A 20205-nucleotide genomic window follows, 5' to 3' on the forward strand; every position below is an offset into this window, starting at 1 on the left:
CCGATCACACCCTTGTTGCCGTGCCGGCCGGCGAGCTTGTCACCATCCTGGATCTTGCGCTTCTGGGCGACGTAGACACGGACCAACTCGTTGACACCGGGAGGCAGGTCGTCGTCGTCTTCCCGGGAGAACACACGGATACCGATCACCTTGCCCGACTCACCGTGGGGCACCTTCAACGAGGTGTCACGGACTTCGCGGGCCTTCTCACCGAAGATCGCCCGCAAAAGCCGCTCTTCCGGGGTCAGCTCGGTTTCACCCTTCGGGGTGACCTTGCCGACCAGAATGTCCCCGTCACGCACCTCCGCACCGATCCGCACGATCCCCCGCTCATCGAGATCGGCCAAAACCTCATCGGAGACATTGGGGATATCACGAGTGATCTCCTCGGCCCCCAACTTCGTATCCCGGGCGTCGATCTCGTGCTCCTCGATATGAATCGAGGTCAGCACATCATCTTCCACCAGACGCTGCGACAGGATGATCGCGTCCTCGTAGTTGTGACCCTCCCACGGCATAATCGCCACCAGCAGGTTCTTACCGAGCGCCATCTCACCGTTCTCGGTGCACGGACCATCGGCCAGCACCTGACCACGCTCGACCCGCTGACCCTCGTCCACGATCGGACGCTGATTGGCACACGTACCCTGATTCGAACGCGCGAACTTCCGCATCCGATACGACTTACGAGAGCCGTCGTCGGCCATCACCGTCACATAGTCGGCAGAAACCTCCTCCACCACACCGGCCTTGTCGTTGACCACGACATCACCGGCATCCACCGCCGCCCGCAACTCCATCCCCGTACCCACCACAGGGGACTCCGAACGGATCAACGGCACCGCCTGACGCTGCATATTCGCACCCATCAAGGCACGGTTGGCGTCATCATGCTCCAGGAACGGAATCATCGCCGTCGCCACCGACACCATCTGCCGAGGCGACACATCCATGTAATCGACCCGGCCGGTATCGACGAACTCGACCTCGGAATATCTGCGTCGCACCGCGATCCGCGACTCGACGAAGCGCCCCTCGGCATCGAGCGGTTCATTCGCCTGCGCGACGACGTGCCGGTCCTCCTCGTCGGCGGTCAGGTAGACGATCTCGTCGGTCACCGTGCCGTCGATCACCTTCCGATACGGTGTCTCGAGGAACCCGAACGGATTCACCCGCGCATATACCGACAGGTAGCCCATCAGCCCGATATTCGGGCCCTCCGGTGTCTCGATCGGACACATCCGCCCGTAGTGGCTGTAGTGCACATCGCGCACCTCGAGGCCGGCGCGCTCCCGGGACAGGCCGCCCGGCCCGAGCGCGGACAGGCGGCGTTTGTTGGTGAGACTGGCGAGCGGGTTGCGTTCGTCCATGAACTGGGAGAACTGGGAGGTCCCGAAGAACTCCTTGAGCGCCGCCACGACGGGACGGATGTTCATCAGCGACTGCGGGGTGATGGCCTCGACGTCCTGGGTGGTCATCCGCTCCCGGACCACCCGCTCCATCCGGGACAGCCCCACCCGGAACTGATTCTGGATCAACTCCCCCACAGTGCGCACGCGGCGATTACCGAAGTGGTCGATATCGTCCACCTCGACCGGCACCTCGATACCGCCGGGCCCGGTCATCGTCCGCTCCCCCGCGTGCAGCCGCAGCAGGTATTCGATAGTGGTGACCAGGTCGTCTTCGGTGAGTACCCGGGGACCGCCGGGCGCGTCCCGCCGCACACCGAACTTCTTGTCCATCCTGTAGCGGCCCACGCCCGCGAGGTCGTAGCGTTTCTCCTTGAAGAACAGGTTCTCCAGCAGCGACTGCGCCGACTCCTTGGTGGGCGGTTCGCCGGGCCGGAGCTTGCGGTGGATATCGAGCAGCGCCTCATCGGTACCCGCTGTGTTGTCCTTCTCCAGCGACGACATCAGCACACCGGAGAAACCGAACCGCTCGGTGATCTGTTCGGCGGTCCAGCCGAGAGCCTTGAGCAGCACGGTCACCGGCTGACGCCGCTTGCGGTCGATCCGCACCCCGACGGTGTCACGCTTGTCGACATCGAATTCCAGCCACGCGCCGCGAGACGGGATGACCCGCACGCTGTGCAGGTCCTTCTCGGTGCTCTTGTCGACGGAGTGATCGAAATAGACACCCGGTGAACGCACCAGCTGCGAGATGACCACGCGTTCGGTGCCGTTGACGATGAAGGTGCCGCGGTCGGTCATCATCGGGAAATCACCCATGAAGACCGTCTGGCTCTTGATCTCACCGGTGTTGTTGTTGATGAACTCCGCGGTGACGAACAACGGCGCCGCGTAGGTCATGTCCTTGTCCTTGCATTCGACGATCGAGGCCTTGACCTCCTCGAAGCGGGGTTCGGACAGGGTCAGTGACATGGTCGCCGCGAAATCCTCGATCGGGCCGACCTCGGCGAGTACCTCCGCCAAGCCGCCCGTGAACGAATCGCCGCGGGCGGCCGCGCGTTCTCGCTGGGCGGCCGCGCCGATCAACCAGCCGAACGATTCGGTCTGGATCTCCAGCAACCCCGGTATCTCCAGGGGCTCACGGACTCTGGCGAATGAGAGCCGCTCGGGACTTCCGGGGATTCGGCTCCCGGCGGATGCCGCGGCAGCGACCTCGTTCTGATCAGGGAGTGCCAAGATGCGTCCTTCCAGCACCGCACGCCGCCCATACCTGTGCGGTACGGGCGTCACGTATCTGCTTGTCCAGTGGGCGTTATTCGGATCGCGCACCGCGGGCGGAAGCCGTCCGGACAGGACTCGACGACAAACCGTGGCAGCGATACGCAGAATGCGCCGCTTCCACGGTTGTTTCGTTTTCGAGAGTAGGACAGCACGCGCCCCGGCGCGAAGTCCCTAAATTACACGCGAAATTGTCGATTGTCGAGAGACACGAAAAATAAAGCATCCGCTTTCCGGTGCTTTCTATTCTGATAATGACACCCCGATCCACACCGCGTCAAGCCGAATGGCGGAAACCCGCCGGAATCGGCCGCCGCGGGTTCGGGTACGGGGAGATCGCGGCAGGACGGGCCCGCGGTGCGGGCAGGCATCCTTTCCGTCGGGTTCGGCCACAGAGGCATTCACCAGATCCGGTGTCGAGGAGCTCCCCCCGGGCTCGCAGCGCCCGACCGGGCGCGCGTGCACACCGAATCCAGGAAACGGACGGGCAGCACCGCGGTAAATGGGAAATGAATCAGCGCTACAATCACCGACCGGGAAGTAATTCCCATCTTTTCCCCCTCGAATATATCGCTCCCGATAATTGCGGCACGCACCGGGGTACGACTCGCCGGTAAACCACCCGTGGAATACAACGACAGGTTGTGCCCGGCTACCCCCGCGGTTGTTTGCTCGCGGCCCGCGCTTTCTGCTTCGCTCGCGCAGGTCATCGCGAGGACGGACGAGCGAGAGGTGCGCCGGAATGGTGAACGGGCGGTCCCTGGGACGGCGGTTCGGTTGGCTGTGGGCCGCCTACGCGGTGAGCCGTTTCGGTACCGCACTGGCATTCAACGCCTTCGGCCTCGTGGCAGTCCTCGTCCTGCACGCCGGGCCCGCCGAGGTCTCGTTACTGGCGGCGGCCGGCCTCGCGGTCGGTGCCCTGGTGGCGATTCCGCTGGGCCCCTGGGTCGAGTTCCGCCGCAAGCGGCCGGTCCTGATCGCCATGGACCTCATCCGGTGCGCGGCGCTGCTGAGCGTTCCGATCGCCTTCGCGTTCGGCGCACTCGGGTTCACGCAGCTGCTCGTGGTCGCGATCATCGCCGCGACCGCCGATATCGGTTTCACCGCCGCGTCCGACGCCTATCTGAAGAGCCTGGTGGCGCCGGACGATCTACTGGTGGCCAATGCCCGGTTCGAATCCACGAACTGGACCGCCATCGTGCTCGGGCCGCCGCTGGGTGGCGTCGCGGTCGGGCTGCTGGGCCCGATGGCCACCTTGGTCGCGGACGGCCTGAGCTATCTGGCCTCGGCAGCGGGCCTGCGCGCGATCGGCGACCGGGAACCACGTCCGGCCCGCCCCGACGCACCGCGCCCGGGCGCGCAGGTCGAGGGCTGGCGTTACATACTGGGCCATCCCGGCCTTCGCCCGCTGCTCTGCAACGATGCCCTCGTCGGCGCGCTGATCATGGCGACCCAGCCGCTGATGTCGGTACTCATGCTCGGGCAGCTCGGCTTCGCGCCCTGGGAATTCGGGCTCGCGTTCGCGCTGCCCTGTCTGGGCGGGTTGCTCGGGGCACGGCTCGCGCCCCGGCTCGTCGACCGGTACGGACGCGGGCGCGTGCTGCGGATATCCGGGATTCTGCGGGTGTGCTGGCCGGTCGCGCTGGGCGCCGTCACCGCCGGGACCGGCGGATTGGTACTCGTCCTGGTGGTCCAGACCGCTGTGATCGTGTGCATGGCCGTGTTCAACCCGGTTTTCGTCACCTACCGGCTGGAGCAATTACCGGCCGACCGGACGACCCGCGCGCTGGCGGCCTGGTCGGTGAGCAAGAAGGTCACCATCGCGATGATCACCGCGCTGTGGGGGCTGCTCGCCGCGTGGATCGGCATCCGCGCGGCCGTCACGCTGGCCGGAGTCCTGTTGCTGGCGACGCCGCTGCTACTGCCTCGGCTCGATCGAGCGCCCGAACACTCGGAGGCCCTGCCGGCGGGATCGGGCCGGTAACCACACCGCCGCGCTGTGCGCCACGGGGTGGCGCGGCCGGCTCGGTGAACCTCAGGCGCGCAACGCGGCGGCCAAGGCCGGGTTCACGGCCATGGACAGGGACAGCAGCGACTCCACGAGGAGTTCGATCAGTTCGTCGCGAGAGATGGATTCACCGCGTAGCCACGACAGGGTGGTCTCTTCGGTGAAGGCCACCCAGCCGCGAACCACGAGAACCAGCCGGGGCTGCTCGCGCTCCTCCGGCGACAGCGGGACCTGGGTGAGGATGATGTCGACGATCGCGTGCCGGGTCTGCTCGACCATGGCGGCCAACTCCGGGCTGGAGCTGGTGGGTCCGCGCAGCAGGGCCAGATACGAGGTGCGGTTCTCGCTGACATAGTCGATATAGCGGCCCACCGAGTCGCGCAGCATATCGAACAGGCTCAGCGTGGGATCGGGTACGACGCGGGCCAGCAGTTCGGCGTTCGCGTGCCGGACCACTTCGAGCTGGAAGTCCTGTTTGGTGGGGAAGTAGTGGAACAGCAGTCCCCGCGAGATCCCCGCCTGGGCCGCGATCTCGCTGACCGATATGTCCTCGATCGCCCGTTCGCCGAGCATCTTGACGCCGAGCGTGATCAGCTGCGTCTTCCGTTCGTCCGGGCTCAATCGGACGCGCTTGGCGGGTGCTTCCGGGCTCGTACTCACCTGTCCATCCTACTGAATGCCGTTCAATACTGTTGACTGCGACTCAATAAGCCCTTACGCTCATTACATGAGTCGCAAGGTTACAGACAAAACTGTCGCTAACCAGCCCACCCGTCATCTGCGGACGATCATCATCGGCAGCGGTTTCGCCGGCCTCGGCCTCGCCATCCGGCTGACCCAGCAGGGCCGCGAGGATTTCCTCGTACTGGAACGCGGTAGCGATGTCGGTGGGACCTGGCGTGACAACACCTATCCCGGCGCCGCGTGCGATGTGCCCTCGCACCTGTACTCCTATTCCTTCGCCCTGAACCCGGACTGGTCGCGGTCGTTCTCCCGGCAGGGCGAGATCCAGGCCTATATCCAGGGCGTCGCCGACAAGTACAACGTGCGCGACAAGCACCTCTTCGACTGCGATGTCACCGGCGCCCGCTGGAACGCCGAGACCGCGCAGTGGGAGGTGACCACCAGCAAAGGCGATTTCACCGCCGATACCGTGGTCTCCGCGGTCGGCGCGCTGTGCGAGCCGAACCTGCCCGATATCAAAGGCATCAACAGCTTCGAAGGCGAGATCTTCCACTCGGCCCGCTGGAACCACGATTCCGACCTCGCGGGTAAGCGCGTCGCGGTCATCGGCACCGGCGCCTCGGCCATCCAGATCGTCCCGGCCATCGCCGGCAGCGTCGCCCACCTCGACGTCTACCAGCGCACCGCGCCCTGGCTGCTGCCCCGGCTGGACCGTCCCTACCTGCTGCCCGAGCGGCTGGCGTTCAAGCACATCCCGGGCGCCCAGCGCCTGTCCCGGGCCGCGATCTACGCCGCCAGGGAGACCCAGGTGGTCGGCCTGGCGAAGTTCCCACCGCTGATGCGCGGTTTCGAGGCCCTGGCCAAGGCCAAACTGGCGAGGGAGATCCGCGACCCGGAACTGCGCAAGAAGGTCACCCCGAACTTCCGCATCGGCTGCAAACGCATGCTGATCTCCAACGAGTACTACCCGGCCCTGGACCGCGACAATGTCGACGTGGTCACCGACGGGATCGCCGAGATCCGCGCGAACTCGATCGTCACCGCCGACGGCACCGAACGCGAGGTCGACGCGATCGTGGTCGCCACCGGCTTCCACGTCACCGACTCCCCCGCCTACGAGACCATCTACGGTCGCGACGGCCGCAGCCTGACCGAGGTGTTCGACGATATCGGCCAGCAGGGTTACAAGGGTTCCTCGATCGCGAACTTCCCGAATATGTTCTTCCTGCTCGGCCCCAATGTCGGCCTGGGCCACACCTCGATGGTGTACATGATCGAATCCCAGATCAACTACATCGCCGACGCGCTGGCCACCTTCGAACGCCAGGGTCTGCGCACCGTCGAGGTGCGCCGTTCGGCGCAGGACTCCTACAACTCCGCCCTGCAGAAAAAGCTCACCAAAAGCGTCTGGAGCACCGGCGGCTGCGCCAGCTGGTACCTGGACAAGCACGGCAACAATACGACCCTCTGGCCGGACTTCACCTTCGAATTCCGCCGCATCACAAGGAAATTCGACGTCGCCGCCTACGATACGACGACGGCTGCCGACGCGGCGGCCCGACCTGATCTGAAAGTTGTCACCGCACCATGACGAATGATTCGTACTTCCGCAACAAAGTCTGTGTGATCACCGGAGCCGGTTCCGGGATCGGGCGGGCGCTGGCCGTCAACCTCGCCCGGCGCGGCGCGAAACTGGCGCTCTCCGATATCGACACCGAGGGGCTGGCCGAAACCACCCGCCGCTGCGAAGAGCTCGGCGCGGAGGTCAAATCCGATCGGCTGAACGTGGCCGAACGCGAGGCCGTACTGCTCTACGCCGACGCGGTGAAACAGCATTTCGGCGTCGTGCACCAGATCTACAACAACGCCGGTATCGCCCACCACGGCGACGTCGCGAAGACCGAGTTCAAAGACATCGAACGCATCATGGATGTCGACTTCTGGGGGGTGGTGAACGGCACCAAGGCGTTCCTGCCGTTCCTCCTCGAATCCGGCGACGGTCACGTGGTGAACGTGTCCAGCCTCTTCGGCCTGATCGCGGTGCCCGGGCAGGCCGCGTACAACTCGGCCAAGTTCGCGGTGCGCGGTTTCACCGAGGCGCTGCGCCAGGAAATGCTGGTGGACCGCGCGCCGGTCAAGGTCACCTGTGTGCACCCCGGCGGTATCAAGACCGCCGTCGCCCGCAACGCCACCTACAGCGACGATATCGACGGCGCGAACGCCAGTTCGATGTTCGACAAGTACCTCGCCATCCACAGTCCCGAAATGGCCGCGCAGACCATCGTCGACGGTGTCCGCAAGGGCCGCGGCCGGGTGCTGATCGGCTGGGAGGCCAAACTGCTGGACCTGTTCGTCCGGACCGCCGCCGCCGGTTACCAGCGCATCGCGGTCGGCGTCGAACGACGTTTCCTGCCCTGATCGGTACCGGAGAAGGAACGACATGCGAGATATCGCGCTGCCACTACCGCTGGCGCGGGCCGTCCTGGGCTCGCTGTACCGGGTGGCTCTGCATTCCCGGCTGCCCTGGCGGGTCCAGCGGGCCCTGATCGACGCCGGTTCGGCGTTGCAGCCCGTACCGCCGGGCGTCGGAGTCGAACGGATCCGCCTGGGCGGCCGCCCGGCCGAGCGACTCGCCCCGGCCGGCCCGGCCCCGGCCGAACCCGCCGCCGTGCTGTACCTGCACGGCGGCGGATACGCCGTGGGTTCGCTGGCCACCCACCGCTCACTCAACGGCCGGCTCGCCGCCGGAACCGGGCTACCGGTCTACGCCCTCGACTACCGGCTGGCACCGGAACATCCCTATCCGGCGGCACTGGACGACGCGGAGGCCGCCTTCCTCGAGCTGGTCACCGGACACGGCTACCGGCCGGAACGGATCGCGATCGCCGGGGATTCGGCCGGCGGCGGACTGTCCCTGGCGCTGGCCCAGCGGCTCATCGCCCGGCACGGCCACACCCCGGCCGCGCTCGGTCTGATCGCGCCGTGGGTCGATCCGAACCAGCTCGCCGAGCGCCCCCGCGATCTGGTCGTCAACGGACTGTGGTCGCGGGCCTGCGCCACGGCCTACCTCGGCACCGGCGATCCCACCGATACCGGTTACGCCCCGCTGCACGGTGTCCTCGCCGGGCTGCCGCCGGTGTACGTCCAGGCCGATATCGACGAACTGCTGCACCCGCAGTGCGTCGATCTCACCGCGGCCCTGCGTGCGGCCGGGGTCAGCGTCTCGTTCACCGAGAGCCACGGCCTCTGGCATGTCGCCCAACTCCAGGCCGCCCTGGTGGGCCCAGCCGCTGCGGCACTGACCGAAATGGCCGATTTTGTCCGGCAAGCCGTCGATCAGCTACCGCTGCGCGACCTAGGATGAGAGCCTGATCGGGACGCGTCTCGCCCTGATTTCAGCGTGAGATCCAGGGCGTTTACCGGTGGCCCGCGCCCCGTCCGGTTCCGGTGGCGTAAATTACCGACGAGTTGGCAAACAGGGAAAGGCAATGATGCGCGAGTTCGAAGCCCCGGCTTCCTACACCATCCCCGAGGACGCGAACAATTCCGACAACGTGTTCCGCTTCGCGAAAGAATCCCCCGCCGCGGTGATGTTCAACGTCCCCGACGGCTCGGGCGGCTGGCGCGATGTCCGGGCCGCGGAGTTCGCGAAAGCGGTCACCGATGTGGCCAAGGGCCTCATCACCTCGGGTATCGAACTGGGCGACCGGGTCGCCATCATGGCCGCCACCCGATACGAGTGGACCCTGCTCGATTTCGCCATCTGGGCGGCCGGCGGCTGCACCGTGGCGATCTACGACAGCTCCTCGGCCGAACAGGCGCGCTGGATCCTGCAGGATTCGGCCACCGCGCTGCTGGTCGTCGAGAACGACAAGCACCGCGGCGTCATCGACGAGATCGATCCGGCCGAACTGACCGCGCTGCGGGAAACCCTGCAGATCGACAAGGACGCGATCGACGAACTCGTCCGGCGCGGTGCCGAACTCGACGAGCAGGTGGTCCACGACCGGCGCGCCCAGGTGAACGCGGCCTCCCCGGCCACCCTGATCTACACCTCCGGCACCACCGGCCGGCCCAAGGGCGTCATGCTCAGCCACGCCAATCTCTGGGCCGAATCCCGCGCCGACCGGATCGCGCTGGCGTCGTTCCTGACCCCCGGCAAGAAGACGCTCATGTTCCTGCCGCTGGCGCACGTCTTCGCCCGCGCGGTCAGCCTGGCCGCCTTCGACGCCAAGGTCACCCTGGCACACACCGCCGACTGGAGCACGCTGGTCCAGCAGTTCGCCGAGCACCGGCCCGATTTCGTGCTGTCGGTACCGCGCGTATTCGAAAAGGTGTTCAACGGCGCCAAACAGAAGGCCCACGACGAGGGTAAAGGCAAGATCTTCGACGCTGCCGCGGCCACCGCCATCGAGTACAGCGAGGCCTTGGGCTCCGGGAAACCCGGCCTGGTATTGCGCGCCAAGCACGCGCTGTTCGACAAGCTCGTCTACGGCAAACTGCGGGCCGCCCTCGGCGGCAACTGTCAGGCCGCGGTCTCCGGCGGCGGCCCGCTGGGCGCCCGGCTCGGGCACTTCTTCCGCGGTGTCGGCGTCACCATCTTCGAGGGCTACGGCCTCACCGAGACCACCGCCGCCGTCTCGGTCAACACCCCCGAACACATCCGGGTCGGGTCGGTCGGCCGTCCGCTCGAAGGCCACGCCGCCAAGATCGGGGAGGACGGCGAACTGCTGCTGCGCGGTCCCGTGGTGTTCGCGGGCTACTGGGGCAACGAGCAGGCGACCGCCGACGCGTTCGCCGACGGCTGGTTCCGGACCGGCGACCTGGGCGCCATCGACGCCGACGGTTTCATCACCATCACCGGCCGCAAGAAGGAGATCCTGGTCACCGCGGGCGGTAAGAATGTCTCCCCGGCGCCCATGGAGGACGAGCTGCGGGCGCATCCGCTGATCGGCCAGGTGATGGTGGTCGGCGACGGGAAACCGTTCATCGGCGCGCTCGTCACGCTGGACCCGGAAGCACTGCCGGGCTGGAAAGAACGCAACGGCATCGCGGCCGAGGTGGAGATCGCCGAACTGGTCGAGAACCCGGCCCTGGTCGCCGAGGTGGAGGCCGCGGTCGCCGAGACCAACAAGAAGGTTTCCAAGGCCGAGCAGATCAAGAAGATCAATATCCTGACCTCGGACTGGACCCAGGAAACCGGCGAACTGACGCCGAAGATGTCGCTCAAGCGGGCGGTCGTCATGAAGCAGTACGCCACCGAGGTGGACAAGATCTACAGCTGATCCCGCCATGCGAACGGCCTGGTGAGCAATGCGCTCACCAGGCCGTTCGCGATCGGTCCCGAAACGGGCTAACCGGTGAGCGAGTCCGCCTTGTCCAGATCCAGGGCGCTCCGGTCCGGCGCGTCGCCGGCCTGGAAGCGGATGAACAGGGCCGAGGCGACCACTCCGACCAGCAGCAGCGCGGCCGGCAGCAGGGTGGCCTGGCTCAATGCGGTACTGAACGCCTGCTTCACCGGCTCGGGCACCTGACCGGCACCCATCCCTTCCCCGGCGGGGGCGTCGCCCAGGCCCGCCGCGCTCATCCGCGCGGCAATCAGGGCGCTGATCGCCGCGCTACCGAGCACCGACCCGACCTGACGGGTCGTGTTGTAGACGCCCGCACCCGCGCCGGCCTGGGAGATGGGCAGATTGTGGGTGGCCGTGGTCGCCAGCGGCGCCCAGATACAGGCGTTCGAGGCCCCGGCCACCGCGCCCGCCACGACCATCCAGGTGATATTCGCGTGCGGATCCCGCATGACCAGGGCGAACCAGAAGACCGAGAGCGCGAACACCAGGAACCCGGCGGTCGGAATGATCCGCGGATGCATCCGGTCGGCCAGCCGGCCCACCACCGGCGCGGCGAACCCGGTGACCACGGCCATCGGCGCCAGCACCAGCGCCGACCGGGTCGGCGACATACCGTGGACGGCCTGCAGATAGAAGTAGATCGGCACCATCAGCGCGGTGACGGACGCACCCATACTGGCGATGGCCAGATTCGACAGCGAGAAATTACGGTCCCGGAACAGCGGCAGCGGCAACAGCGGCTCGCCCGAACCGCGGGCCTGGGTGACCACGAAGACGGCCAGCACCACGATCCCGGCCACGATCATCGCCCAGATCTTCGCCGACCAGTCGCTCGTATTGCCCTCCTGGATACCGAACACCAGCAGGAACATGCCCACCGCGCTCAGCACCACGCCGACCAGGTCGAATTTGTGCTCATGCGTCGGCAGCGCCGGCACCAGCCAGACGGCGAGCGCGAAGGCCACCACCCCGACCGGCACGTTGACGATGAAAATCCACGCCCAGCCGAGACCGTCGACCAGCACACCACCCAGGATCGGACCCACCAGCGTCGCCAGCCCGGCGACCGCGCCCCACATACCCATGGCGGCGCCCCGCCGGTTCGGCGGGAAGGTCCGGGTGATCACCGCCATCGTCTGCGGGGTCATCAACGCCGCGCCCAGCCCCTGCACCGCCCGGGCGGCGATCAGGGTCTCGATATCGCCGGCCAGCCCGCACGCCAGCGAGGACAGCGTGAACACCGCGAGCCCGAACAGGTAGATGTTCTTGGGCCCGAACCGGTCGCCCAGCCGCCCGGTGATCAACAATGGCACGGCGTAGGTCAGCAGATAGGCGCTCGTCACCCAGATGACCTGCGAGATATCGGCGTGCAGATCGGCCATGATCGCCGGATTCGCGACAGCCACGATGGTGACATCGAGCAGGATCATGAAGAATCCGACGACCAGCGCACCTAATGCGAGCCACGGATTGCGTTGAGTGGGCATGGCTTCCGTTCCTGTCGAACAGCGCCCGACGCGCCGTTTCGTGGATCTGTCGCGAGGCGCCGCACGGGCGCACCACCTGGGACTACCGGCTCACCGTACGGGCGGGGCACGACAGCCGCGGCCTGCTCATGCCGTGGTCACTCCGGACTCCAGGTACGACGCCGGGCGCCGCGCCAACATTCCGGGCATATCGGACCGATCCTAGTCCTGCTCAGAGCGTGTCCTGGCTCGGATGCCTGGAACCGGATCGCGGGCTGGGTGAGAGGTGCGTGTGTGCCTGGTAGAGGTGCCGAGAACCCGCACAGCCGTGCCGGGTCTGTTCGGGTTCGGGTCCGGCTCGCAGCAGCCGTCGCCGGGCCGCTCTGGGAAAGTTGTCGGTGGCCTGTGTGATAGTCGCCGGCGATGAGTAGGCACACCGCGTTCCGGTACTGCCTCGACCCCACCGTCGAGCAGCAGACCGTACTCGCCCGGCACGCGGGCGCGACACGGTTCGCCTACAACCAGTGCCTGGCAATAGTGAAAACCGCACTCACCCGGCGGCGGACCGACCCCGAACACCCTGTCCCATGGACCCGGTTCGACCTGATCAACGCCTTCAACACCTGGAAGAAATCCGCAGCCGCCGCCCCGCAGGACCATGGCCGCTGGGTCGGTATCGACCGCGGACTGTCGGCGTTCCTGGTCGCCGCCACCGGCGACGGTCGCGAAGTCGTCCGCATCGATAACCCACCGAAACCCCCGGCCGGCGGGTTGGCGCGGCAGCGACGGCTGGCGAAAGCCATGTCGAGGAAGGAGAAAGGCTCCCGCAACCGGAGAGAAGCCGCCGCCCGGCTGGCCCGCCATCATCATCGTGTCGCGAATGTGCGCCGTCATTTCCTGCATCAGGTCACCAACCAGCTGGTCAAAATCCACGACCGGCTCGTTGTCGAGGACCTGCATGTGGCGGGAATGCTGCATAACCGCCGCTTGGCGCGGTCGATCGCCGATGCAGGGTGGGCCGATTTCGAGCGACTCCTGAACTACAAACTGCAATGGCGTGGCGGCACCGTGGTCACCGCCGACCGGTGGTTCCCGTCGAGTAAACGGTGTCCGGCCTGCGGCACCCTCAACCCCGGTCTCACGCTGGCGGATCGGGTGTTCACCTGCCCCTGCGGGTACCGCGCCGATCGGGATCTGAACGCCGCCGTCAACCTCGCTGCCTGGCCGCGACTCCGCAGGCAAGACCCACCACGATCCCCGGACCTCCGAGCAGGGGGCCGGGTTATCAATGCCCGCCGACAGGAAGGCGCTGACCGACACCCGATGGGCGCCGGTGCAACCGGCCCGGACGACGCGGGAACCAAGGCTTCTATCCCGATCGGGATGTGAATCTCGGACGCCCGAGAAGGGCGGTGTCCGATAACGACGTCGAGTTATCAGACATGCTGTCAGAGACCGTGCGCGTCCAGCCAGGCGCGGGCCAGTTCCCCCGGATCCGCGGACTCGTCCCGCACCCGCAGCACCAGGGCCGCGAGCTCGTCGGTGGTGAGTTCACCGGCCACGTAGTTCAACTTCTCCAACTGCCGATCGTCCAACGCCCCCTTACGCACCAGCGCGAGCGGGTTCTCCGGTCTGATCGCGTCCGCCGGGTCGGCGAGCACCTTCAGCCCCTCGGTACCGCCCGGCAGAAATTCGGCCGGACCGGCCAGCACCGCGGCCTGGACCCGGCCCTCCAGCAACGCGCGCCGCAGTTCCCCGGGCTCGGCGAACACCTCGGTCGAGGCGAATGCACAGCCTTCGATCTTCCCCGCGACCTCCGGCAGCTCCACCAGCCCCGGCACCGCCGCGACCCCGGCAGCCAGGGTCGCGCACTGCGCGCCCAGTTGTTCCACCGATTCGATTCCACGCTGCTCGGCGACGGCGGTGGTGACCAGCACCCGCGGCTCGAGATCGGCGCCGTCGGCCGGATCGGAGGTGAGCGTGCCCTGTGGCAGCGACCCGTTCAATTCCCGCGTGACAGCCTTCGTGGTCGTGGCCTCGGCGCCCACGTTCAGCTCGGCCAGCAGCGCGCCGTTGTGATCCGGGGCCACCGCGACGGTCCCCGCGTCCAGCGCCGCCAGCGCGTCCGCCCGGCTGCCCAGCCCCGGTTCGACCCGCACCGCCGCGCCCGTGCGTGCCAGCGCCTGCGCGTAGATGTCGGCCAGTACCCGCGACTCGGCGGACCCCTGCGCCCCCACCACCAGCGGCTCGGCCTCGTCGGCACCACAGGAGACGGCCAGCACGGCGAGCACCGGCACCAGCATCCGAGCAACGACACGCATCGACGCCGCCAGTACCATCGCGCGAGACACCCACTTCCGTAACCAGCCCGCCGCACCCCTCCGGGCTCCCCGACAACCCACAGAAATCTACAGGGTCCGCGCGGCCGGACGTCCGGGGCGCAGCGGAAGCGCCTGGGGCTTCGGGGAGATGGGCACGAACCAACCCGGACCTGACTGCACGTTCTCCGGTTCGGACGCGACCGGGCCGCAGAGGGTGCGATGTCGGCCTGCTCGCGAAGGTGCTGTGTTTTTGGCGCCGCCTGCGGCGGCGCGCGCCAGCGCGCCGAAAACACAGCGCAAAAACTACAGCACCCGGCCCAGGGTGGCGGCCGAGTGCTGTAGTTGCGGTTACCGCCCGGGTAAGGCGGAACGATCTATCAGGCGACGCCCTCCGCGCGGGCGGCGGCGGCGACCGCGTCGGCCACCGCGGGAGCGACGCGCGGGTCGAGCGGGCTGGGCACGATCTTGTCGACGGCGAGTTCGTCGGCGACGACGCCGAGGATGGCGTTGGCGGCCGCGATCTTCATACCTTCGGTGATGCGCCGGGCACCCGCGTCGAGCGCGCCCTTGAACACGCCGGGGAAGGCGAGCACATTGTTGATCTGGTTCGGGAAGTCGCTGCGGCCGGTGGCGACGATGGCGGCGTACTTGCCGGCCACGTCGGGATGGATTTCCGGGTCCGGGTTGGACATGGCGAACACGATGGACTCCGGAGCCATCGAGGCGATGAGCTCTTCGGCGATGGTGCCCGCGGACAGGCCGAGGAACACGTCGGCGCCGGCGAGGGCGTCGGCGGCGGTACCGGTGAGGCCGCGCGGGTTGGTGCGCTGGGCCAGGTCCGCCTTGACCGCGTTGAGGTCACCCCGGTCGCGGCTGACGATGCCCTTGGAATCGAGCACGGTCACATCGGCGACACCCGCGGCGAGCAGGATGTTGGTGCAGGCGACACCGGCGGCACCGGCGCCCGACACCACCACTTTGAGGCCGGAGGTGGCACGGCCCTGCACAGCGGCGGCGCCGTTGAGGGCGGCCAGCACCACGATGGCGGTGCCGTGCTGGTCATCGTGCATGACGGGGCAGTCGAGGGCTTCCACGACCCGCTTCTCGATTTCGAAGCAGCGGGGGGCGGAGATGTCCTCCAGGTTCACGGCGCCGAAGCTGGGGCGCAGGCGGATCAGGGTTTCGACGATCTCGTCGACATCCTTGGTGTCCAGCACGAGCGGGATGGAGTCGAGTCCGGCGAACTTCTTGAACAGCGCCGACTTGCCCTCCATGACCGGGAGGGAGGCGCGCGGGCCGATATCGCCGAGGCCCAGCACTGCTGACCCGTCACTGACCACGACCACCAGACGGTCGGTCCAGGTGTAGCGCTTGGCCAGGCTCTCGTCCTCGGCGATGGCGCGGCTCACCTGTGCCACCCCGGGGGTGTAGGCGATCGATAGGTCGCGCTGGGTGGCCAGCGGCGAGCTGAGCTCGACCGAGAGCTTGCCGCCGAGGTGACCCGCGAAGATCTCCTCGTGAGTGATCGCCGAGAGGTCTTGGACCTCTTCTTTGCTGGCGGTGGCATTCGGTGCGTCAGTCACAGAGGACACGATTTCACTCCTGCTGGTTGCGGTCGTAACCGGTGGACGGTTACCGCCGGGTATTTGGTGTTATCTGCGTCATATCGTTCATCGGCGGCGCGACCAGGATGTTTCCCGGCGCAACCGGTACCCGGAAGACCCGGGGAGCCCGGACACGGGGCAATAGACGGTGGCGCTGATTTCGGGGCAGCGACGGTCCGGGTGGATCTCGGACGGGTTGGTCCGAATGAACTCGACCGGTGCCCGTTTCCCGTCGCGACGGTGCGTCGCGGAGCGGCGGGCGCCTGATATCCCCGACCCGGCGGTGGCAACGATCGGGAATCCGCAACATTCTGCCAGGTCCCGGTTCGTTCGCCAAACCGGGCCCGGCGGATTGCGCGTTTCGGACACCACGGGGTCAGCGTAGGCCGCGAGCATTACCTTCCCGTGAGCGGAAACTCGCGAACGGTGCCCCGATCCGGTGAGACACCTCAAAGGTTCCGGGGAGCCGGGTGAACCGGCGACCGGAACGTACTGCGCCGCCGGTCAGCCCCACCACTGGGTCCACAGCAGGATCGCGCCGGAACCCAGCACCACCGCCGCCGCGCCGAGGCTCGCCGCGCCCCGCACCCGATCCGAATACACCTGTGCCACAACGGCTACCACCGCGACCGCGAGATGCCAGGCCACCGATTCGGCACCGGGCCCGGGAAAACCGCGGCGCTCGCCGATGATCTCCGCCCCGATGACGACCAGCGCCAGCAGCACCAGCCCGGCCGCCGCCACACCGCTGATGCCGCGCACCGCTCTCATGAGGCCAGCACCGGTACGCCGGTGGCTCGGCCGGCCAGTTTCTCGAACTGCGCCGGGTCGGTGGTGCATTCACCCAGGCCGATGGTTTTGTTGGCGCCGTGGTAGTCCGAGGACCCGGTCGCCAGCAGTCCGCATTCGCCGGCCAGTTCACGCAGTACGGCCCGGTCCCGGGGACTGTGGTCGGGGTGATCGACCTCCAGGCCGCCCAGTCCGTGCGGCGCCAGGTCGCGTACCTCCTGCAGGTCCAGCAGCCGGCCCCGGCTGCGGGCCCGGCCGTGGGCGAGCACGCTCACGCCCCCGGCGCCGGCGATCATCGCCACCGCCCGGCGCAGCGGGGTATCGGCCTTCTCCACGTAATAGGGGCCGTCCGAGGCGAGCAGATCGGCGAAGGCGGCATTCACCGAGGGCACCACACCCGCTTCGACGAGGGCGCGGGCCAGGTGGGGACGGCCCGCAGCGGGGCCGGCGGCGGCCAGCACCGCGTCCGGGTCGATCGGTAGCCCGTCGGCGGCCATCTGTTCGGCCATGGCGCGTAGTCGCTCGACCCGTTCGGCGCGCAACCGTTCCCGTTCGGTCGCGAAACCGCTGTCGGCGGGGTCGAACAGGTAGGCCAGCAGATGCACCGACACGGGGTAGCCGTCGACACCGCGGCCCACGCACGACATCTCCATGCCCCGGACCACGGTCAGCCCGGCCGGGCGGGCGGCCTCGGCCTCGGCCCAGCCCGCGGTGGTGTCGTGATCGGTGATCGCGACGACGTCCAGCCCGGCATCGGCCGCGTTGCGCACCAGTTCGGCCGGGCTGTCGGTGCCGTCGGAGGCGGTGGAGTGGGTATGCAGATCGATGCGCACCCGTCCAGTCTTCCAGTGCTCGTCCGGGACGCTGCCGGTGCGGGGCGGCAAGCGCGGGCATGGCGGCGTTTCCGGGCCGCGGTGACCGGAGCTTTCCGCGGAGGTCCCGGCCCGTGGGTTGCCCCGACGTAGCATCGACGCGTGCCTTCGCTTCCGCTGCCGTTCCATGGTCCGGGGCGGACGCGGCGTTCCACCGCGGTACCGCATATCCGAGTACCCACCGCCCGCGCGGTCGTCGACTGCGCGGTCTACGTGGACGGCAGCCGGCTCCCGGGCCGCTACACCCACGAGAAGGCGCTCGCCGCCGCCCGGGAACGCGGCGGATTCGTCTGGCTGGGTCTGCACGACCCCGACGCCGAGCAGATGGGCGAGGTGGCCGAGACCTTCGGGCTGCACGCCCTCGCCGTCGAGGACGCGGTCCACGCCCATCAGCGGCCGAAACTGGAGCGTTACGACAACACCCTCGTGATGGTCATGCGCACGGTCGCCTACCGGGAGCACGAACTGCATACGGTCAGCGAGATCGTCGAAACGGGCGAGCTGCTGATCTTCACCGCACCCGATTTCGTCATCGCCGTCCGGCACGGCGAACATTCACCGCTCGCGACCGTGCGCCGGGGCCTCGAAGCCGACCCCGCCCGACTGCGACTGGGCACCGGCTCGGTGCTGCACGCCATCGCCGACCATGTGGTCGACTCCTATATCGACGTCGTGCAGGCGGTGGAATTCGATATCGACGCGATGGAAGAAGAGGTGTTCACCCCGCGCACCCGGCTCACCGTCGAGGCGATCTATCAGCTCAAACGCGAAGTGGTGGAACTACGGCGCGCGGTCAATCCGCTGGCACTGCCGCTACAACTGCTGGTGCACAAGGAGGAACTGCCGATCGACCCGGAGATCCGCCGCTATCTGCGCGATGTCGCCGACCACCACACCGGTGTCGCCGAGCGCATCACCGATTTCGACGATTCGCTCAGCGCTCTCATCAGCGCCGCGCTGACCAAGATCACCGTCCAGCAGAACACCGATATGCGCAAGATCTCGGCATGGGTCGCCATCGCCGCGGTGCCGACCATGATCGCCGGTATCTACGGGATGAACTTCGAGCATATGCCGGAACTACGGACCAGCTGGGGTTATCCGGTGGTGCTCGTGGCCATCCTCGGAATCTGCCTGACGCTGCTGGCGCTCTTCCACCGCAACGACTGGCTCTGACCGGGCCGTCCACCGCCGCACCCCGCACCGGACGCTACAGCGAAGCCGCGCCCCGGCCGGGGTCCAGCACATCGATCCCGGCCTCGGTCCAGGCGTCCCGCAGCGCCTGCGCCCCGCGCACCCGCACCCAGGCCGCCTCGGTCGCCGTCACCGGCGACACCGTGAAATACCGCACCGGCTCCGCCGGATCCGGTAACTCGATCTCCGGGATCTCCCCCGCGCCCAGCAGCACCGCCGTGAACGGCGCGTCCTGCCAGATCGGCTCGCCCAGATCCAGGAGCGCGTCCGCCTGCAGCACAACACCTTCGACCGCGGGCGCCGCCGCCAGCACCCCCAGCGTCCGGGCCACCCCCGCCCCGGCACCGGCCGCCGACCGCACCGTCAGCACCAGCTCCGCCCGCGGACCGCGCACCGGATCGGCGTGCAGATCCCCCGGATCGCCCATCGGATGCCGCGACCCACCGACCGTCAGATAGTGCGTCACATCGTCACCGGGGATGCGCAGGATTTCGATCGGCTCCAGACCCAGGAAGGTCATCGAAGCCGTATCCACCGCGGTCGCGTCCACCCCGAAAAAATCGGACACGGCCGTCCGGACGCGTTCGATCACGTCCATCCGCTAGATGGCCAGTTTCGCGAGCAGATCCCGGGCCTGCTCGGCTGTCTTCGGGTCACACAACACGTCATAACGGCCCGCGACCAACTGCATGGTCGACGCGAAATCCCGCTGACCCCGGGTGGCCGCGTACGGGATGGTCGTCGAGATGACCCCGAAGATGATGCCGCCGACCAGGCCCACCACCAGCGGGCCGGCCATGCCGTTGGTGGTGAACAGACTCAGCAACAGCCCCAGGAACAACCCGAGCCACGCACCCGAGACCACACCCCCGCCGATCACCTTGCCCCAGTTCAAGCGGTACAGCACCCGCTCCACCTGCATCAGGTCCACGCCGACGATGGTCACGTTCTGCACGGGGAACTGATTGTCCGCCAGATGATCCACCGCACGCTGCGCCTCGGCATAGGTCGGATACGAACCGACCGGCCACCCGGAAGGGGGCGTGGGCAGACCCTGCCTACCGCGATTCGAGCCTCCAAGAGGGTTCGTCATAAGTCCATTCTGTCTTATTTGGCGCCGCCTCCGGCGGGGCGGCGTTCCGCAGCGCTCGCTGGTCCGGTCGCCGGGCAGCGGCGACGCGGCGATGCGCTCGATATCACCGGCGCCGCAACGGAAGTCCGTCTTCCGC

Annotated in this window: 16 protein-coding genes; 7 read left to right on the top strand and 9 right to left on the bottom strand. The window is 67.7% G+C overall.

The features are described from left to right. Positions 1-2663 (bottom strand): DNA-directed RNA polymerase subunit beta (gene rpoB, locus AB0H42_RS34490; protein WP_357063825.1); only part of this gene is annotated, 2663 nt, incomplete at its 3' end. A 766-nt stretch (positions 2664-3429) separates the two neighbouring features. Here rpoB and AB0H42_RS34495 point away from each other — a divergent pair. After that, positions 3430-4671, top strand: a complete 1242-nt coding sequence (locus AB0H42_RS34495; RefSeq protein WP_357063793.1) for an MFS transporter — start codon at positions 3430-3432, stop codon at positions 4669-4671. Between the two features lie 51 nt (positions 4672-4722). Here AB0H42_RS34495 and AB0H42_RS34500 read toward each other — a convergent pair whose 3' ends face one another. Further along, on the bottom strand, positions 4723-5355 hold the full coding sequence (locus tag AB0H42_RS34500; protein WP_357063796.1) for a TetR/AcrR family transcriptional regulator: 633 nt from the start codon (positions 5353-5355) through the stop codon (positions 4723-4725). A 67-nt stretch (positions 5356-5422) separates the two neighbouring features. Between AB0H42_RS34500 and AB0H42_RS34505 the strand changes: the two genes are divergently transcribed. From AB0H42_RS34505 to AB0H42_RS34520, 4 genes are all read left to right on the top strand, one after another. Continuing rightward, on the top strand, positions 5423-6970 hold the full coding sequence (locus AB0H42_RS34505) for an NAD(P)/FAD-dependent oxidoreductase (protein ID WP_357063798.1): 1548 nt from the start codon (positions 5423-5425) through the stop codon (positions 6968-6970). Further along, the gene (locus AB0H42_RS34510; protein WP_357063800.1) at positions 6967-7797 is read left to right on the top strand and encodes an SDR family NAD(P)-dependent oxidoreductase; all 831 of its coding nucleotides are present in this window, start codon (positions 6967-6969) and stop codon (positions 7795-7797) included. Before AB0H42_RS34505 ends, AB0H42_RS34510 begins: the two co-directional genes overlap by 4 nt. A gap of 22 nt (positions 7798-7819) precedes the next feature. Next, positions 7820-8743 carry an alpha/beta hydrolase gene (locus AB0H42_RS34515; protein ID WP_357063802.1) on the top strand — a complete coding sequence of 308 codons (924 nt, stop codon included), beginning with the start codon at positions 7820-7822 and terminating at the stop codon, positions 8741-8743. Between the two features lie 127 nt (positions 8744-8870). Next, the gene (locus AB0H42_RS34520) at positions 8871-10664 is read left to right on the top strand and encodes a long-chain fatty acid--CoA ligase (protein WP_357063827.1); all 1794 of its coding nucleotides are present in this window, start codon (positions 8871-8873) and stop codon (positions 10662-10664) included. 68 nt (positions 10665-10732) lie between these two features. Here AB0H42_RS34520 and AB0H42_RS34525 read toward each other — a convergent pair whose 3' ends face one another. Then, on the bottom strand, positions 10733-12217 hold the full coding sequence (locus tag AB0H42_RS34525) for a DHA2 family efflux MFS transporter permease subunit (RefSeq protein ID WP_357063805.1): 1485 nt from the start codon (positions 12215-12217) through the stop codon (positions 10733-10735). Positions 12218-12619: 402 nt separating this feature from the next. On the opposite strand from AB0H42_RS34525, the gene AB0H42_RS34530 reads away from it, so the two are divergent. Further along, positions 12620-13585, top strand: coding sequence for an RNA-guided endonuclease TnpB family protein (locus AB0H42_RS34530; RefSeq protein WP_357063808.1), 966 nt, complete (start codon positions 12620-12622; stop codon positions 13583-13585). Between the two features lie 59 nt (positions 13586-13644). Here AB0H42_RS34530 and AB0H42_RS34535 read toward each other — a convergent pair whose 3' ends face one another. From AB0H42_RS34535 to AB0H42_RS34550, 4 genes are all read right to left on the bottom strand, one after another. Then, on the bottom strand, positions 13645-14517 hold the full coding sequence (locus tag AB0H42_RS34535; RefSeq protein WP_357063811.1) for a glycine betaine ABC transporter substrate-binding protein: 873 nt from the start codon (positions 14515-14517) through the stop codon (positions 13645-13647). A gap of 377 nt (positions 14518-14894) precedes the next feature. Beyond that, positions 14895-16100, bottom strand: coding sequence for an NADP-dependent malic enzyme (locus tag AB0H42_RS34540; RefSeq protein ID WP_357063830.1), 1206 nt, complete (start codon positions 16098-16100; stop codon positions 14895-14897). A 525-nt stretch (positions 16101-16625) separates the two neighbouring features. Next, positions 16626-16892, bottom strand: coding sequence for a hypothetical protein (locus AB0H42_RS34545; protein WP_357063814.1), 267 nt, complete (start codon positions 16890-16892; stop codon positions 16626-16628). Further along, on the bottom strand, positions 16889-17743 hold the full coding sequence (locus AB0H42_RS34550) for a PHP domain-containing protein (RefSeq protein WP_357063816.1): 855 nt from the start codon (positions 17741-17743) through the stop codon (positions 16889-16891). The genes AB0H42_RS34545 and AB0H42_RS34550 overlap by 4 nt, the downstream gene beginning before the upstream one ends. A 141-nt stretch (positions 17744-17884) precedes the next feature. On the opposite strand from AB0H42_RS34550, the gene AB0H42_RS34555 reads away from it, so the two are divergent. Beyond that, positions 17885-18958, top strand: a complete 1074-nt coding sequence (locus tag AB0H42_RS34555; protein WP_357063819.1) for a magnesium and cobalt transport protein CorA — start codon at positions 17885-17887, stop codon at positions 18956-18958. A gap of 34 nt (positions 18959-18992) precedes the next feature. On the opposite strand, the gene AB0H42_RS34560 is transcribed toward AB0H42_RS34555, so the two are convergent. Both AB0H42_RS34560 and AB0H42_RS34565 read right to left on the bottom strand, forming a co-directional pair. Continuing rightward, positions 18993-19574, bottom strand: coding sequence for a suppressor of fused domain protein (locus AB0H42_RS34560; protein WP_357063822.1), 582 nt, complete (start codon positions 19572-19574; stop codon positions 18993-18995). A 3-nt stretch (positions 19575-19577) separates the two neighbouring features. Then, complete coding sequence (locus AB0H42_RS34565) at positions 19578-20069, bottom strand: general stress protein (RefSeq protein WP_030522047.1); 492 nt, start codon at positions 20067-20069, stop codon at positions 19578-19580. Positions 20070-20205: the final 136 nt, after the last annotated feature.

Origin of the sequence: Nocardia sp. NPDC050799 (genome assembly GCF_040654015.1) — a bacterium.
GTDB lineage: Bacteria > Actinomycetota > Actinomycetes > Mycobacteriales > Mycobacteriaceae > Nocardia.